At 52.1% G+C, this 15848-nt stretch carries 17 protein-coding genes; 5 read left to right on the forward strand and 12 right to left on the reverse strand.

The genetic code is table 11. The features are described 5' to 3' along the window. Window positions 1-220: 220 nt before the first annotated feature. The 7 genes from MKX50_RS15765 to MKX50_RS15795 form a co-directional block, all read right to left on the reverse strand. Window positions 221-931: a hypothetical protein gene (locus tag MKX50_RS15765; protein ID WP_339157340.1), complete on the reverse strand. Its 711-nt coding sequence runs from the start codon at window positions 929-931 to the stop codon at window positions 221-223. Window positions 932-1139: 208 nt separating this feature from the next. Continuing rightward, entirely contained in the window at window positions 1140-1712 is a 573-nt protein-coding gene (locus MKX50_RS15770) for an FAD-dependent oxidoreductase (RefSeq protein ID WP_213590487.1), read from the reverse strand. A gap of 58 nt (window positions 1713-1770) precedes the next feature. Beyond that, window positions 1771-2088 carry a helix-turn-helix domain-containing protein gene (locus tag MKX50_RS15775; RefSeq protein WP_213590486.1) on the reverse strand — a complete coding sequence of 106 codons (318 nt, stop codon included), beginning with the start codon at window positions 2086-2088 and terminating at the stop codon, window positions 1771-1773. Window positions 2089-2340: 252 nt separating this feature from the next. Beyond that, the gene (locus MKX50_RS15780) at window positions 2341-3309 is read right to left on the reverse strand and encodes a sugar phosphate isomerase/epimerase (protein WP_213590485.1); all 969 of its coding nucleotides are present in this window, start codon (window positions 3307-3309) and stop codon (window positions 2341-2343) included. Between the two features lie 25 nt (window positions 3310-3334). Then, window positions 3335-4414, reverse strand: coding sequence for a Gfo/Idh/MocA family oxidoreductase (locus tag MKX50_RS15785; protein WP_213590484.1), 1080 nt, complete (start codon window positions 4412-4414; stop codon window positions 3335-3337). After that, window positions 4407-5177, reverse strand: coding sequence for a sugar phosphate isomerase/epimerase (locus MKX50_RS15790; protein ID WP_213590483.1), 771 nt, complete (start codon window positions 5175-5177; stop codon window positions 4407-4409). Before MKX50_RS15790 ends, MKX50_RS15785 begins: the two co-directional genes overlap by 8 nt. 69 nt (window positions 5178-5246) lie before the next feature. Next, window positions 5247-6353 carry a Gfo/Idh/MocA family oxidoreductase gene (locus MKX50_RS15795; RefSeq protein WP_213590482.1) on the reverse strand — a complete coding sequence of 369 codons (1107 nt, stop codon included), beginning with the start codon at window positions 6351-6353 and terminating at the stop codon, window positions 5247-5249. Between the two features lie 145 nt (window positions 6354-6498). On the opposite strand from MKX50_RS15795, the gene MKX50_RS15800 reads away from it, so the two are divergent. After that, window positions 6499-7317, forward strand: coding sequence for an AraC family transcriptional regulator (locus MKX50_RS15800; RefSeq protein WP_213590481.1), 819 nt, complete (start codon window positions 6499-6501; stop codon window positions 7315-7317). Window positions 7318-7376: 59 nt separating this feature from the next. Here the strand turns inward: MKX50_RS15800 and MKX50_RS15805 are convergent, their stop codons facing one another. Next, window positions 7377-8084, reverse strand: a complete 708-nt coding sequence (locus MKX50_RS15805; protein ID WP_213590480.1) for a TerC family protein — start codon at window positions 8082-8084, stop codon at window positions 7377-7379. Between the two features lie 356 nt (window positions 8085-8440). On the opposite strand from MKX50_RS15805, the gene MKX50_RS15810 reads away from it, so the two are divergent. The 3 genes from MKX50_RS15810 to MKX50_RS15820 all read left to right on the forward strand — a co-directional run bounded on the left by MKX50_RS15810 (window position 8441) and on the right by MKX50_RS15820 (window position 10339). Then, a complete protein-coding gene (locus MKX50_RS15810; RefSeq protein WP_213590479.1) occupies window positions 8441-9046 on the forward strand; it encodes a VTT domain-containing protein in 606 nt (201 codons plus the stop codon). 31 nt (window positions 9047-9077) lie between these two features. Continuing rightward, the gene (msrA, locus tag MKX50_RS15815) at window positions 9078-10073 is read left to right on the forward strand and encodes a peptide-methionine (S)-S-oxide reductase MsrA (RefSeq protein WP_213590706.1); all 996 of its coding nucleotides are present in this window, start codon (window positions 9078-9080) and stop codon (window positions 10071-10073) included. 74 nt (window positions 10074-10147) lie between these two features. Then, on the forward strand, window positions 10148-10339 hold the full coding sequence (locus tag MKX50_RS15820; protein ID WP_213590478.1) for a hypothetical protein: 192 nt from the start codon (window positions 10148-10150) through the stop codon (window positions 10337-10339). A gap of 32 nt (window positions 10340-10371) precedes the next feature. On the opposite strand, the gene MKX50_RS15825 is transcribed toward MKX50_RS15820, so the two are convergent. Further along, window positions 10372-11034 carry a YitT family protein gene (locus MKX50_RS15825; protein WP_213590477.1) on the reverse strand — a complete coding sequence of 221 codons (663 nt, stop codon included), beginning with the start codon at window positions 11032-11034 and terminating at the stop codon, window positions 10372-10374. A gap of 460 nt (window positions 11035-11494) precedes the next feature. On the opposite strand from MKX50_RS15825, the gene hmpA reads away from it, so the two are divergent. Next, window positions 11495-12736: an NO-inducible flavohemoprotein gene (gene hmpA / locus MKX50_RS15830; RefSeq protein ID WP_339157341.1), complete on the forward strand. Its 1242-nt coding sequence runs from the start codon at window positions 11495-11497 to the stop codon at window positions 12734-12736. A 20-nt stretch (window positions 12737-12756) separates the two neighbouring features. Here the strand turns inward: hmpA and MKX50_RS15835 are convergent, their stop codons facing one another. From MKX50_RS15835 to MKX50_RS15845, 3 genes are all read right to left on the reverse strand, one after another. Further along, window positions 12757-13260 carry a Crp/Fnr family transcriptional regulator gene (locus MKX50_RS15835; protein ID WP_213590475.1) on the reverse strand — a complete coding sequence of 168 codons (504 nt, stop codon included), beginning with the start codon at window positions 13258-13260 and terminating at the stop codon, window positions 12757-12759. 137 nt (window positions 13261-13397) lie between these two features. Beyond that, window positions 13398-14351 (reverse strand): hypothetical protein, encoded by a 954-nt coding sequence (locus tag MKX50_RS15840; RefSeq protein WP_213590474.1) that lies wholly within the window; start codon window positions 14349-14351, stop codon window positions 13398-13400. A gap of 79 nt (window positions 14352-14430) precedes the next feature. Next, on the reverse strand, window positions 14431-15795 hold the full coding sequence (locus tag MKX50_RS15845; RefSeq protein WP_213590473.1) for a nucleotide sugar dehydrogenase: 1365 nt from the start codon (window positions 15793-15795) through the stop codon (window positions 14431-14433). Window positions 15796-15848: the final 53 nt, after the last annotated feature.

The following is a 15848-nucleotide window of genomic DNA, read 5'->3' on the forward strand; positions in this document are numbered from 1 at the left end:
TTAACTTGATCCTTCGTTTCCATTTCATGGTGTTATTATATAATTAAAATTTAAATGAGATTGTGATTACATTCACATTAATTGTGAATATTATCACAATAACTGTCACATTTTTCTTTTCTTCCCGCTTGCAGCCTGCATTTCGCGAAGATCGGCCTTGCGCAATATTCTTAGTCCAATCCTCGCGAAATACAATCCCTCAGAGCACAGAATCACCAAGTTACATTCTGATCAGCTCCAGCTGCACGTTATCATGCGGTTTAAGGCGCATTTCCAGCCCGTTCTCCTTAAGCTCTTTATGATTTACCTTTAAAACCCACATTTCATGCATGCCCGGCTGCAGCCCATTTACCGCGATAATCTGCTTGTTGTTCAAATTGAATGTAACGATTCCGCTCATTCTCAGCAGATCCCTTACCGTAATGTTATCTTCATACCGTTTCACAAACTGCAGCCGTTCCCCGCCGCTAGCGACGCCATGATTTACGGTTAATATGATCGCTTGCTGCCCCGTCAAATCCCCTTCGCTGCTCACCGTCTTGACATAGACCAGGATAACGTCGCCTTTCTTCAGCTTTGTGTTCCAGTCCTCCGGCTTGAGGTCCTGCTTGTTTAATTTCACGCCCCATTCCAAAGTCGTATCCAGCGCTACATCCCCAACGGACAAGATGCCTTTGCCATCACTCGTAAGCTGGATCAACTGGCTCTCCAGCGCCTGCCGTACGGTAAGTCCCTCCATATAATCAAAATGAATACTGCTGGTTACATCAGGGATCAAGGTGCTTCCATCGATTTTCAAAGTAATGTCATGTTCCTCTTGCTTATGTTCCACCGGAGCCGGAGGCTCTTCTATAGTCTGCGGCGCACAGCCCGTCCCGAGCAGAGCGAGCATGGCGGTCAACATCGATATAAAAGCCGTCTTATAGTTCATATCTGCACCTGCTTTCCATTTAGGCCTCACCCGAGTTCTCTCTTTCTAGCATAACGGACTCGATTCCAGTTCTCAAACATGGATGCAGAGCAAAGTGTTTTAAAGTGCATATACTATAGTACACCACCGACCATTTCTACCAACAAAAAAAGGCCCCCTCTTCAGGGCAGCCCGCATCTAGAACAATAACATGATAGCTTCAATTTCTTTATTCGCTTTTAAGTATATCGTGGTCAACGTAGCGTTCGCCATTAAGCTCGCTGATTAATTCGATGGCTACCTTAGCTCCGTCGCCTGCGGTAATGATCGTATGGACGCTGACGCCGGCAGCCGTGCCCGCTGCCCAGATCCGCGGCTTGCTCGTTCTTCCGGCTCCGTCCGTCTGGATCACCGTCTTGATCCGCGGCTCCGTGCCTTCCTTCAGTTCGAGCCCGATGGAGCTGGCCAAATCGGTCAGGACGCCCGTAGCCAGAATAATATGGGATGCTTCAAAGCTGCGGCCTGAATCCGTCTTCACGGTCACTTTCGAACCGCCATTCGTATCAATGGCCGTTACCTTCTCTTCGATGAATTTGGCCCCGAACTTCTCTGCCTGTTCACGTCCAATTTGCAGTAACTCCGGACCGGATATTCCTCTGGCTCCATAATGGTTCTCGATCCATGCCCGTTTCGTCATGCTCGTATTGCTATCAAGCACAAGGGTCTCCTTCCCTGCCTTTGCCAGGAACAAAGCTGCGCTAGCCCCCGCTGGCCCTGCTCCGATCACAATGACCTCAGCCACAAGTACACCCACTTTCGTTATTATTCGTGCCGATCCGTCTCAGGTAACGGCACGAAGCTTAGTCGATCCATTTCTCGGCCCAGCATTGAACCTCGCCCATGACGGGTCCCAATGCCAGCCCTTTTTCCGTCAGCTCATATTCGATTCTCACCGGCGTCTCTGGATATACGTGACGGACGAGAATGCCTTCATTCTCCAGATCCTTCATCCGTTCGGACAGCATTTTATCGCTCATCGACGGAATCAAGTTGGAGATATCCTTAAATCGCTTAGGCCCGGTCATCAACGTATGAATGATCAGTCCGTTCCAGCGCTTGCCCAAGATCGAGAATGCCGACTCGAACCGCGGACACAGCGTATGATGCGCATCTTCCATTGCTCTTCACCTCTCTACCCGAGTGAACTCGGAAAACCTAAAACTTACGTTTAGTTAGTATATATCAACCTTAACATATTTTTTACACCGTGAACACTGGGATAATATTTGATTATACCGCAAAAAGAGCGCATAGTGAATCCGCTTTAAGTTCCATTTCTTCCTTGCCTTTCGTCTTGTTAGATACCATCTAACAAAAAACGGCTACCGGGGCGGTAGCCGCTATTTCTAGTATACTGCTTCCTAAACCAATTATACCCACCACATATCAGCGGCGGAATCCTCGATCATGATTCCCTGTAGATTGCGTACCGCCTTCGTGAAGCCTTCCTCAATCGACATCAATCCGTCCTCATGCTCGATGCTGATCACATAGTCGTAGCCGACCAGGCGAAGAGCGCTGATGATATCGCTCCACGTCTTAAGATCATGGCCGTAGCCGACCGTACGGAACTGCCAAGCCCGGTCCATCATCGCCGTGTACGGCTGCATGTCCGTGATGCCGTGCATATTGACGTTAATCGGATCAACGGAAGTATCCTTCGCATGGAAATGGTGAATTGCTCCGGCTCGGCCCAAAATGGAAATAGCCTGTACCGGATCGATGCCCTGCCACCACATATGGCTCGGGTCCAGGTTAGCTCCGATGACTTCGCCCGCAGCCTCGCGCAGCCGCAGCAAAGTGCCCGGCGTATGAACGGAAAATCCGCCATGAAGCTCCAAACCGATTTTCACATTTCGCTCAGCAGCATATTTTCCCCATTCCGTCCAATAAGGGATCACCTTGTTCTCCCACTGCCAGGCCAGTATTTCCTGATAGTCGTTCGGCCAAGGAGCTACCGGCCAGTTCGGATACTTGGCATCCTCATGATCGCCCGGACAGCCCGAGAACGTATTAACGACCGGAACCTCCAGCCGCTCCGCCAGCTGTACCGTCTTGACGAACGCATCATGGAATTCCTTAGCAATCGCCTTCTGTGGATGCAGCGGATTGCCGTGGCAGCTTAGTGCGCTGATGATCATGCCGCGCGATTCCACCGCTTTCTTGAAGCGTTCCAGCGCCGCCTTGTCCTCAAGCAGCACGTCCGGGTTGCAGTGAGCATTGCCGGGATGCCCTCCGGTGCCGATTTCCACGGCCTTTAGGCCCTGCGCTGCTGCCATATCCAGCGCCTCTTCCAATGAACGTCCGCCAAACAAAACGAGAAATACCCCTAGTTTCATGGTTGAACCTCCTTAGCTCTATGGATTAGTCAAAATATACGGTCTTGCCGGTTCTCGCGGAAGTGTAGATCGCCTCTAGAATTTCGGTGACAACAAGCGCTTGCTCCGGTTTGACGAGCGGCTCTTTATCCTCCAGAATCGCCTCAACCCAAGCTCTCGCCTCGCGAACGGCATCGGTCTCCTGCTCGCCGTCAAAAAAAGCTACGCCGCCGGCGCCAAAGTCGACCTTCGTCTCGTACAGCCGGCTCAGCTTCTCGCCGTTGATCCGCAGACCATCCTTCATGTCCGCTCCGCCTTCCGTACCGCAGAGCAGCGTCTTCGCTTCGCCCGTCTCCACCACGTTCAAGGCCCAGCTGGATTCCAGCATAATCGTGGCGCCGTTCTTCATTGTAATGAAGCCAAACGCTGAATCTTCGACCTTGAACTCCTCCGGATTCCAAGGGCCGAATGCGTTGGCGGCATTTTCGCGGCTGCCAAGTTTATGGAATACCGAGCCCGTAACGCTTTTCGGCTCATAGTTGTCCATCAGCCACAATGTCAGGTCAAGCGCATGCGTGCCGATGTCGATCAGCGGTCCTCCGCCCTGCTTCTCCTCGTCCAGGAACACGCCCCATGTCGGTACGGCACGGCGGCGAATGGCGAGCGCTTTCCCAAAATAGATGTCGCCCAGTTCCCCATCCTCGCACAGCTGCTTCAAATACAAGCTGTCGCTGCGGAAGCGGTTCTGGTAAGCAATGCTGAGCTTCTTCCCGGTACGCTTGGCTGCATCGAGCATTTGACGCGCCTGCTCTGCGGTTTTGGCCATCGGCTTCTCGCACATCACATGCTTGCCGGATTCCAGCGATGAAATCGTGATCTCGGCATGCGAATCGTTCGGCGTGCAGACGTGAACGACATCCACATCTTCCTTCAGCAGCTCGCGGTAGTCCGTGAACACTTTAGCGCCTTCCACACCATATTCCTCCGCGGCCTTTTGAGCCCGCTCTTCTATAATATCGCAAAATGCGACCATTTGAACCTCTGGCAGCTTAGCCAAGCTCGGCAGATGTTTGCCGTTCGCGATTCCACCGCACCCAACGATGGCTACTTTTAACGTTTTAGACATTGATTTTTCCTCCCTCTTGAACATAACCTTTAATCCATTCCATGCTTACTGCAATGCTGTCCAGCGAATCTCCAGCGCAGTAATCCTGCTCTACGATGATCCACTGCACTCCGTCTGCGGCAGCGGCATCCGCAATCGCCTTGATGTCGACGATTCCCCGGCCCAGCTCAACCGTTTCAGCAGATCCGTCCTCTTTCTTGACAATATCCTTCAAATGCAATAAAGGAATTCTGCCGCTGTATTTCGCTATGTACGCCAGCGGATCGAAGCCTGCATAGGTTACCCAGCAGGAGTCCAGTTCAACCTGAAGCAATTCCGGAGCGACGCGCTCATAGATGGCGTCAAGCACCGGCTGGCCGTCCAGCGTCTCGGTGAGCTCAAACTCATGATTGTGATATAGAAGCCCCAGACCGGCGGCAGCGCAGCGTTTGCCAATCGCCTTCAAATCCTCAATGACTTCAGGCCAGCGGTCGCGCTCATCCTCCGCCAGAAAAGGGAAAATAAGATATCGGTTGCCGATCGCTTTGTTGAACGCAATCTCTTCCTCCAGCGCGTTGCGTAGGCGGTCATACGAAGTATGAGCCCCGATCACGGTTAAGCCCGTCTCCTTCAATATTTCGGAAACCTGTGCGGGAGTACGCCCGTAATAACCGGCAAATTCAACCCCCTTATAGCCGAGTTCGGCTACTTTACGCAGTGTGCCTTCAAAGTCCTTCTCCAAATGATCTCTAACCGTGTACAGCTGCAATCCTAAATTCGCCATGTTCTCACCTCATATAAGTAATTGGATGGAATAATAACCATTGTCTAAGAAGCTCCAATCTAGCCAGGCCTATACAAGCACTGCCTTGTCAGCTGGACGATAAGCCCCGATCGACGGCAATGATGAGGCGCTTTCCAGATGAATATGTCTTTCTTCCCTAGATGAAGACAGGAATGCATGCATCGCTTCGAGCACATGGTAGGCAAGCTTGCCGCTGGCCCGGTGCTCCCGGTTCTCGAGAATCGCTCTGGCCATGTCTTCGATCCCCTTGCCTCTCTCGTTGGCGCCTCCGGCAAAAGCAGGCTCAACGACGCTCCATTCCTCGGAGTCGTATTTGCGAATCTTCACCTCGCCGTCAAAGCAGTTCGGGTCGGGAACAAGCAGCGAGCCTTCCGTTCCATATATTTCAATGCGGGGAAGCGTGCTGCCACCAGGAATGTCGAAGCTCGTAATCAGGGTACCGATTGCTCCGCCTGCAAAATCAAGCGTTCCGCTGTAATGCGTCGGCGTATACACGGGAATGCGCGTGCCTGCCCGCGGACCGGATTTCACTATACGCTCTGGGAGCAAGCTTTGCGCTGAACTGCTAACGCGAGTGATCGGCCCGAGCAAATTGACCAGTGCCGTCAAATAGTAGGGCCCCATGTCGAACATCGGTCCGCCGCCCTCCTGGTAAAAGAAATCCGGGTTCGGGTGCCATCCTTCCGGCCCTGCTCCCATCATAAACGCCGAAGCCGCAACCGGCCGGCCGATCCGTCCTTCCTGAATCGCCATGCGGCTAGTCTCGAGCCCCGCTCCCAGGAACGTGTCAGGCGCACAGCCTACACGCAGCTGCCTTGCCTCTGCAATCTCCAGCGTCCTTTTAGCGTCTTCAAGCGATATCGACAATGGCTTCTCCGCATACACATGCTTGCCATGCTCCAGAGCGGCAATGTTGATCGCCGCGTGAGAAGCTGGAATCGTGAGGTTGAGAATGATGTCGATGTCCGGGGACTGCAGCATCTCTTCCACAGAGTATACTTGCTCAATACCGTATTCCTTGGCCCGTTCCGCCGCCTTATCCGGCAGCAGATCGGCCAAGGCCGTTACTTTCGCAACGGTGCTGTCCTTCAAATAATTCAAATAGGCTGGGCTGATGTTTCCACATCCGATGATTCCAATTCTCATGGCTGTCATTAGAGTTACCCCCAGAAGCGTTATTGTTGTTTTGCCGTCACTCTATTAACATAGTAATTAAATCGGTTGCAATTTAAAATGAATAATATGATTGAGACATGAACAATCTGCTTATTATTTTTAACAAAGCAATGGAGGACAACGTATGCGACTTCATGATGACTTGCAAATACTGACAGCAGGCTACTCCGTTCACCGGAAACCGTTCCATATGTCCAATGATGACGGACTGGGCCACTTTCTGATTCGTCTCCAGACGGCAGGCCGGTGCCGAAGCCGCATCAACGGCCAGCTTGAGCTGCTGGAGCCGGGCGATCTTCTGCTGTTTGCCCCCGAGGAGCCTTACGAGCTGAAAATCGAAGCCGAGCAAAATCATTCCGGCGAATTTACGGTGGACAGTGCGGATTATCATATCTTCCTGTCCGGCGCCTGGGTCGAGCGATGGTGGCAGCAGACCAAGCGGCCGCAAAAGTTCAAGGTCACCTTGTCCGAGGGCCTCGTCGGCGCCTTCCGGCAGATTATGATGGAGCAGCGCCGAATTTCCAATCCATCGCCGGAGATCGCCGGGTATTACCTGAAAATTTTATGTCTGGATATCGACCGTAACCTGCAGGAGCATCAGGTTCTGTCGCCTCAGTCATATCTTGCCCACCGCATCAAGAACTATATCGAGGAGAACGCTTCCTCCCCGTTCAAGCTGGAAGATGTCGCTTCCCATGTCGGCATCAGCGTCTCCCGGGCGGTATTCCTGTTTAAACAGGCATTCGGCACGAGCATCATTCAGTATACGCTGGAAATCCGGATTAATATGGCACGCGAGCGCATCATCTATAGTCCGTTATCCCTGGAGCATGTCGCGGAAAGCTCAGGTTTTCCCAATTACAACTATTTTCACCGCCTCTTTCGCAAGCGATACGGCATGTCGCCCAAGGAGTTTCGTCAGAGCGCCCGCAGCAACGACTGAACGAAGTCATTATAGCGAAACGCCGCCTTGTCCTATGACAAAGCGGCGTTTCCATGTTTTTATATCGTAGAATTTCCTTGATTCAAGGCTTGTTCGATTTGGCGCTTTTTCTCCTGGTTTTTCTTCACGTAAGATCCAAGCGCTACGATAAGGATAATACAGATGATTTCAAATCCGTATTTGACCCAGCCCGACGCGAACCAGTCGTCAATAAGCGGCTCTTGGACAAGCATTTTGGCAGCGGTCCATGCCAGCACGGCAGCGCCAATCGTAATCACGAACGGGAACCGATCCGTAAGCTTCAAAATCAGCGTGCTTCCCCACACCATAATTGGAATGGAAATTGCCAGCCCTATAATAACCAGGGCGAAGTCTCCATGAGCTGCACCGGCCACGGCCAACACATTGTCCAGACCCATCATCGTATCGGCTATGATGATCGTCCGGATCGCTGCCCACATTTGGCTGCCTGCATCGATTTCATGATCTTTCTCATCCACCAGCAATTTGTACGCAATATACAACAGCATCAGGCCGCCTGCGAGCCGAAGCCCCGGAATAGTCAGCAGCTGCAGCACAAGCAGGGTCATGATGACGCGAACGAGAATCGCTCCGACCGTTCCCCAGAGGATTACTTTCTTCTGATCCTCTTTCTGCACGTTGCGTGCCGCAAGCCCGATCACGATGGCGTTGTCGCCTGCAAGAACAAGATCAATCAGCACGATCGACATCAGCGCGGTCCAAAAGTCCAACGAAGTAAAGTCCATTTTCTCTCTCCCTTCTTTATTCCTGCGATGAACTTGTCCCAACAAAAAACGCCGTGCCGGTATTGGGCACGACGCTTAAGCATCAAAAGAGACCTTCACCCAATACACGTGCGGGCAAAGGTCTCGCCAACAACATCCAATGTTGTCAATAAAGCCGGGGACAATCCATCCCGTAATGACGACTTTACTGTTACAGCTACTCCCCTTTGGGAACCATACATCCATATAATGTGATTATTATAGCATGGTCTTGGCCCAAGCGCCAGATATCTTGAAAAAAATATGAAACTCGCACAATCTTTCTAGCAAGCCCGCTTCTTTGGTATGATACAGAAAGAAAGAGAGGGCCTTGTCCGATGAAAAAATGGTCTGTGGCAATACTGTATGCCGCGTTATTCCTGCTAACCTACATCTATCGTCATGAACTTGCGGGATGGATTCAAGGATCGCCTCCAGTCTGGCTGCTGCTGGCGCTCTCCACCCTGCTGGCTCTGTTCCCCGTCATGCCCTATAAGGTCGTGGTCGCCGCTGCGGGTTATGTGATGGGCACATGGAGCGGCGGAACCATTATCTTGATCGGCTCTACGCTGGCCGGTGCCATCGTCTATGGGGCGGCAGCGCTGTTCCGGGAGTCCGCAGCTACCTGGCTGGCCCGTTACGACAAATTGGAGCGGCTGACGCAGTTCTCGTCCAGCAGGCCTTTTCGCACCATCGCGATTTGCCGCTTGATCCCGATCCTGCCCCAGACGGCCGTTAACATTTATGCAGGCGCCACAGGGATGTCCTTCATCCACTTTATCCTTGGTTCACTTGTCGGTAAATTGCCTGCCGTCTACGTCTATGCTTACGTGGGCTCAACCCTGGCAGAACGTCCGCTTGCCGCGGGAGTTATAGCCGTGTCCTATTTCGTGGTCCTGCTACTTCTGCTCTGGGTTTGGGGATTTCGTCAAAAAAAGATATAATAAAATTTAAAATGAAACGGAGGAGTGCATGATGAGTACAACGCCAACGTCGAATAGGGAGCTGGCTACGTTTGCCGGCGGCTGCTTCTGGTGCATGGTTTCGCCCTTTGAGGAGCTGCCCGGCATTTACGGCATCGTCTCCGGCTATACAGGCGGCCATACGGCAAACCCTACCTATGAAGAGGTCTGCTCTAATCGCACCGGACATTATGAAGCGGTGCAAATTGCTTTTGACCCCTCTGTGTTCCCGTACCGGAAGCTGCTGGAACTGTTCTGGCAGCAAATTGACCCGACCGATGAGGGCGGTCAGTTCCATGACCGTGGAGATTCGTACCGAACGGCGATTTTCTATCATACGGAGGAACAGCGCCAGGAAGCCGAGGCGTCCAAACTGGCGCTGGAGCAAAGCGGAAGGTTTGCAAAACCGATCGTGACAGCCATTCTGCCGGCTGCGCCATTCTACCCTGCAGAGGATTACCATCAGCAATACCATAAGAAAAATCCTGCCCATTACCGAAGATACCGCAAGGGTTCGGGACGGGAGGACTTTATCGAGCGGCACTGGTCGGGCCCGGCCAACAAAGAGGAACTGCAGAAGCGCCTGACCCCGATTCAATATGAAGTGACCCAGAACAACGGCACGGAAAGACCGTTCACCGGCGAATATTGGGATAACGAGGCTGATGGCATCTATGTCGACATCGTGTCCGGCGAGCCGCTGTTCAGCTCCAGGGATAAATATGACGCCGGCTGCGGCTGGCCGAGCTTCACGCGACCTTTGCGATCATACAGTATCAAGGAAAAACTGGATACAAGCCATTTCATGATCCGTACCGAAGTCCGCAGCCGCGAGGGCGATTCCCATTTAGGCCATGTATTCGACGACGGTCCGGAACCAACCGGTCTGCGCTACTGCATCAATTCGGCGGCACTCCGCTTCATCCCTAAGGAGGAGCTTGTACAGGAAGGATACGGAGAGTACCTCTACCTGTTCGAAGAGTCCGGGCAGTCCGGCAGCGATGAATAATAAACCGTGTTAGCGTGTGTCTGAATCAGGGTAATGAATATAGAAATACTACCCTCACAAGGAGGAGATAGTCTATGCCTTGGAACAAACAGGATTACCCGGTATCCATGAAAAACCTGGACGCGCGCGTCCGCAACAAAGCGATCGAAATTGCAAATGCCCTGCTTGAGGAAGGCTATGAGGAAGGCAGAGCCATCGCGATCGGCACGGCAAGGGCACATGAATGGGACGACAACCACCCCAAGCATCATGACGACAAAAAATAATGCCGCGCAACGGCAAAAAACAGCTCAGGCCATCAGGCCCGGGCTGTTTTTTCTTTGATTGCATATGGCACACGGAGAACCGCGGTATCTTGCTTCCCGCAGTTTACGGTCCAGGTGATCGTCTTGCCGGCAATCAGCACGGCCAGGATTGTGAATACCGTTTCCGTAAATGGTAAATATATTAAAGATATGCCTAGAACCAAGGCATCCATCAGAATGAAAACCGTACCGATCTTCAGGCCGGATCGTTCACTGATGAAGAGAGACAGCATATCGTCCCCGCCGGTAGCCCCGCCTACCCGCAGTACAACGCCCGCGCCGATTCCCGTGAACACACCCGACAGCAGCGCAGCAATCGGCAAATTATCCTGCAGATTTAAAATAAACGGCGAGAACCGCTCGCACAGCTCATAGAATGCCGAGAATGCCAGTGATGCAAATAACGTATTTGCAATAAACTTGCGTCCTTTTAAGAACACGGCGGCGATCAGTACCGGAATATCCAGCATGATCATGCTCAAAGCCGGCGGCAAATCGAACAAATACTTGCCCAGCAGCGCCAAGCCCACGAATCCGCCCTCGGCTAAACCGTTCTGAAAATTAATATGATAATACGTGAAAGCCAACAAAAACGTACCCAGCAACAGCATTGTTACCTGCAAGCTCAAGGCTTGCCAGTCTACTTTTTTCCCCATTTCCAATCCCTCTTATCGTAGTTTGGTCAACCTTGCGGCTGCACCCTACAAAGAAGGTTGGTGAGGAGTTCATCCTTCGCATCATTCCACGCTTCCTTCGTAGGGTGGTTAGCCTAAATTACCGACGACACTACGAAAAGAAGCTAAGTGTAAGAGAGATCACAACGTTTCCAAATCGTCCTTAGGGATTTCGTCCTTCGGGAACCCATGGTATCCTGATCCTTTCTTTTTTGGTTTGTATCTATCTTTATTATAACACAGCGGCCATGATGACTAAACAGCTTGCCTCAGAAATAATTATTTCGCTCCTCCTTGATGTGATTAAATTCATTGCAATCTCCGAGTTGTTCACATTTTAGGAATTTTTCCTGTGACGAAAATCACCTTTTCGGCCTGAAGGCGGTTCTATACTGGTGAAGAAATGCGAAACCACAATTTATATTGGAAAGAGGGTACTGTTATGCTTGATTCACGAACAATCGAAATCATTAAATCCACAGTTCCTGTGCTGGAAGTGCACGGAGAAACAATAACCCGCACATTTTATGAAACGATGTTCAGAAACCACCCCGAGCTGCTGAATGTATTCAACCACGCCAACCAGCGCCAGGGCAAACAGCCGACAGCGCTGGCCAATGCGGTCTACGCCGCCGCCGCGAACATCGACGCCCTGGAGCGTATTCTTCCTGTCGTCCACGGCATCGCCCAGAAGCATCGTGCGCTGGGCATTCTTCCCGAGCATTATCCGATCGTAGGTGAGAACCTGCTAGCTGCGATCAAAACCGTGCTGGGCGAAGCGGCTACCGATGAAATTATCGAGGCATGGAGCAAAGCTTACGGGGTCATTGCGGATGTCTTTATCAGCGTGGAGGCGGGCATGTACGAGCAAACCGAACAGCAGCCCGGAGGATGGAGAGGCTTCCGCCGCTTCGTCGTCGACCGTAAGGTACAGGAAACGGCCGAGGTAACCTCCTTCTATCTCTTGCCAGAGGATGGCAATGCGATTACTTCATATGAGCCGGGCCAGTACATTACGATAAGAGTTAAGCCGGAAGGCCAGGAGTTCACGCACCTTCGCCATTACAGCTTGTCCACTGCCCCGGGAGCCGGCTACTACCGGATTACCGTCAAGCGGGAAGACGCTGGCGGCGATCGGCCGGCTGGCATCGTGTCTACCTATCTTCATCAGCATGTTCAGGAAGGCGACATCATCGAGCTCAGCGCGCCTGCAGGCGATTTCACGCTGAATCAGAACTTAAGTACGCCCGTCACACTAATCGGCGGGGGCGTAGGTCTGACGCCGCTGGTCAGTATGCTGGAGACGCTGCTGCAGCATTCCGATCTCGAGATCGTCTATATTCACGCCGCCCGGAGCAAGGAGCACCATATCCTGAAGGAACATGTGGCCAAGCTTGCCGCCAATAATTCTTCCCGCTTGAAATGCTACACGGTCTATGAATCAGCTGCGGACAGTGAAAGATGCGACAAAAGCGGCTATATCGATGCTTCGTGGCTCTCGCAGGTTGCGCCGCTGGAATCCGACTTCTATTTCTGCGGACCGGTGCCGTTCATGCGGGCGATCAATCAAGCCTTGCACAGCCTGAACGTGCCTGAAGCGAATATTCATTACGAATTTTTCGGACCGGCCGGCAGCCTGGGCAGCCCGAGCGGCTCCAGCCCAAGCTCTAGTTCTGAGGAATAGGCTACAGCCGTCCGGCCCGCCTATGCGTGCTGGCCGCGCAGCAGACGGTTGACCGTTTCCCTCCGGATCCCGATCAATTGGCCGATCTCTTCCTGAGTCAAATAGTCTGTAAGGGGAATGCCATTGGCGTGGTGGCTGAGCCACTTTTGCAGCAGCTCCAGCCGTTCGCCGGGGGTGCCTACCGTAAGATGGTCGAGGCGCTGCTGCATAAAACGGACCTTCTCCTGAAGCAGTCGGGCGACTTCCAGCGGCTTCTGCGGGTCCTCTTCAAGCTCACGGTACCATTCCTGGGCCGAAATAACCTCTACTTCGCTGCGAATGAGAGCTATTGCCGTGCCATGCGTCTCCTTGGGGGAGATTAGGGAGTGGTGCGGCACCGTCTCGCCGGGATACAAGATGTTGAACAGAACCATATTGCCATTCTCATGCAGCCGCGTTACCTTGAACAGGCCGCTTTTAATATGGTAAAGATATTTTCCTTCATCGCCCTGGCGGAATAAAATCTCTCCTTTATGCAGAATCATCGATATCGCTCCATTCGTTGGTTTAGACTCTCGTAGCCATTATTATAGCAAAAAAACACGTCCAAGCGTTTATTCCTGAGCCATGCAGCAAGCCCAGCGCCTATACAGGCGCTGGGCTTGTTGTACTTTCTTGATGATTATGGGGAGGCATCGTCTGCGGACGCGCCGTCCGTTTTTTGCGCCACCTTTGTCTCCTGCTTGTCCCGCCAGGATTCATAGCTATGCACGGCAACGCCTTTAAACGAGGAATGCTTGCCGACCAGGGACACCAATTTATCCAGCTCCTGCGTCACAGATTCCAATGGCTGTTCGTAGAAGGACACGCCTGGTCCCTCCTGGCTTTTGGTAAGCTCGACGCCTACCCAGACCTGCTTGTTCCGCTCGTCGGCTTCCTCCAGCGTTGCCCGCGACACCTCATAGATGGCTTCCGCTGCATCCCGGTAGGCCATAATTGCCACATAATCGAACTTATCGACCATCCACTGCCGCAGATCGCGGCCTTTTCCAAGCTCCTCATGCTCGATGCCATTGAGCCAGAAGGGAACCGCTGCTCCAATTTTGAGCTGATCGCGCTGCGCACGCTCCACCCATATCCGGGCGCTCTCCATCCATTGCTCGACCATGGCATCCTGCTTCGTCCCCCAACTTTTCAGCAGGTAAGGCTCTACGTCGAATTGCACGCCTGCAAAGCGCTCTTCAGGCCTGGATTGGTCATTGTATTGTTTGACCCAATCGAGAAAGCGGACCGCTTCCTTGCGCTGCTCCCGCAAAGCCCACTCCGGATGCCCGTTCAGGGCATGAACCTCCAGCCTGGCTTTGGTTGCAGCAGCCACAAACCGCCGGTACGAGGCATCGCTTACCTCATTTCCGATTTGCAAAAACACGGTCGTTACGCCGTTCTCTTTAGCGAATTCAATAATATCCTGCGTATGGCTCTCCACGAGCCGGGCGTCCCAAAGCCAGGTCGCCTTCGCTTCCGGGACGGAAGGACGGAGTAGAACAACAAACAATCCAGCAAGTAGGACGATTGATCCTGATGCCAATACCATGATGAGCCCTCTATACCGTTTAAATAACGATTTGATATTCATCTCCGCCTCCACTCCTGTTTTATTCGGGCCAAGCCCGTTTTTCTGTGTTTTTTGTTTCTGTTTAAGCCTAGCTCTTCTTTTATCCTACGATCAGCGCTTCGGCCTGCTCGTCCACATGCTGAACGGAATGGCCGAGCTTGTACACGTGAGGCAGCTTGAACTCCTTGAATGCATTGCGCGTATCCAGAATCGGAACGCCTAGCGAGGCGATGGCGCTGTAATCGAGATCCGAGTGATTCGTTACCAGAACCATGCAGTCATAGGTTTTGAACTTTTCAAGATCATACTCCACGCTATGAACCGTAACTCCCGCTTTGTCCTTGAAGCTCGTGGCGAACGGATCATAATACTCCACAGCTGCACCGCTGTCTTTATACAACTCATATACTTCAAGACCCGGCGACTCCCGGAGATCGCTGATATCCGGTTTATAAGCCATGCCGAGAATAAGAATGTTCGACTTTTTAATAGATTTTGCATACTCATTCAAAATTTTCGAGGTTTTGTTCACTACATAATAAGGCATATTGTCATTTGTCGATTGAGCAAGCTCAATGAACTGGCTGTAGAAACGGAATCCTTTTGCTTTCCACGACAGGTACATCGGATCCAGCGGAATGCAATGTCCGCCGATTCCCGGCCCCGGGTAGAATGGCATGAAGCCGAATGGCTTCGTCTTCGCAGCATCGATGACCTCCCAGACATCGATGCCCATCCGGTCGCACATCATTGCCATTTCGTTAACGAAGGCAATGTTCACACTGCGGAATGTATTTTCAAGGAGCTTAGACATTTCTGCCACCTTTGGCGACGATACGGGAACGACCGTCTCGACATACCGGCTGTATACGGCTACGCCAAGCGCCAGGCATGCCTCCGTCGTTCCGCCAATGACTTTCGGCGTATTAAATGTATTGAATTTCGTATTGGACGGATCTACCCGCTCCGGTGAGAAGCAGAGGAAGAAATCCTCTCCGACTACATATCCGAGGCTTTCCAGCTCGCGCTGGATCAGCTCCTCTGTCGTACCCGGGTACGTCGTGCTTTCCAGCGTAATCAGGACGCCTTTTTTCATATAACGTTTAATGTTCTCCACTACGGTCACGATGTAGGATGTGTCTGGATCTTGATTTTCGCTAAGCGGAGTCGGCACGCAAATGCTGATAGCATCGACGTCCCGCAGGGCTGCATAATCGGAAGTTGGCTGGAACCGTCCCGTTTGCACGACTTCGCTGAGTGTCGTGGAGGAGATATCGTGAATATAAGATTCCCCGCGGTAAATCTGGTCGATCTTTCTGGAATCCAGATCAATACCTACGACCTTGAATCCTTGCTTGACCATTTCTACGGCCAGCGGAAGGCCGACATATCCAAGGCCCACGACGCACAGCACGGCATCTTTTGACTCAATAGCTTCCAATAAATCACGGTATTGTTTATTCACAGGTTTCAACCTCCATATTGTCTAAGTAGTTGTTTTTTTCTATTTATTTAATA

It is taken from the genome of Paenibacillus sp. FSL W8-0186 (genome assembly GCF_037969765.1).
Classification (GTDB): Bacteria; Bacillota; Bacilli; order Paenibacillales; family Paenibacillaceae; genus Fontibacillus; species Fontibacillus woosongensis.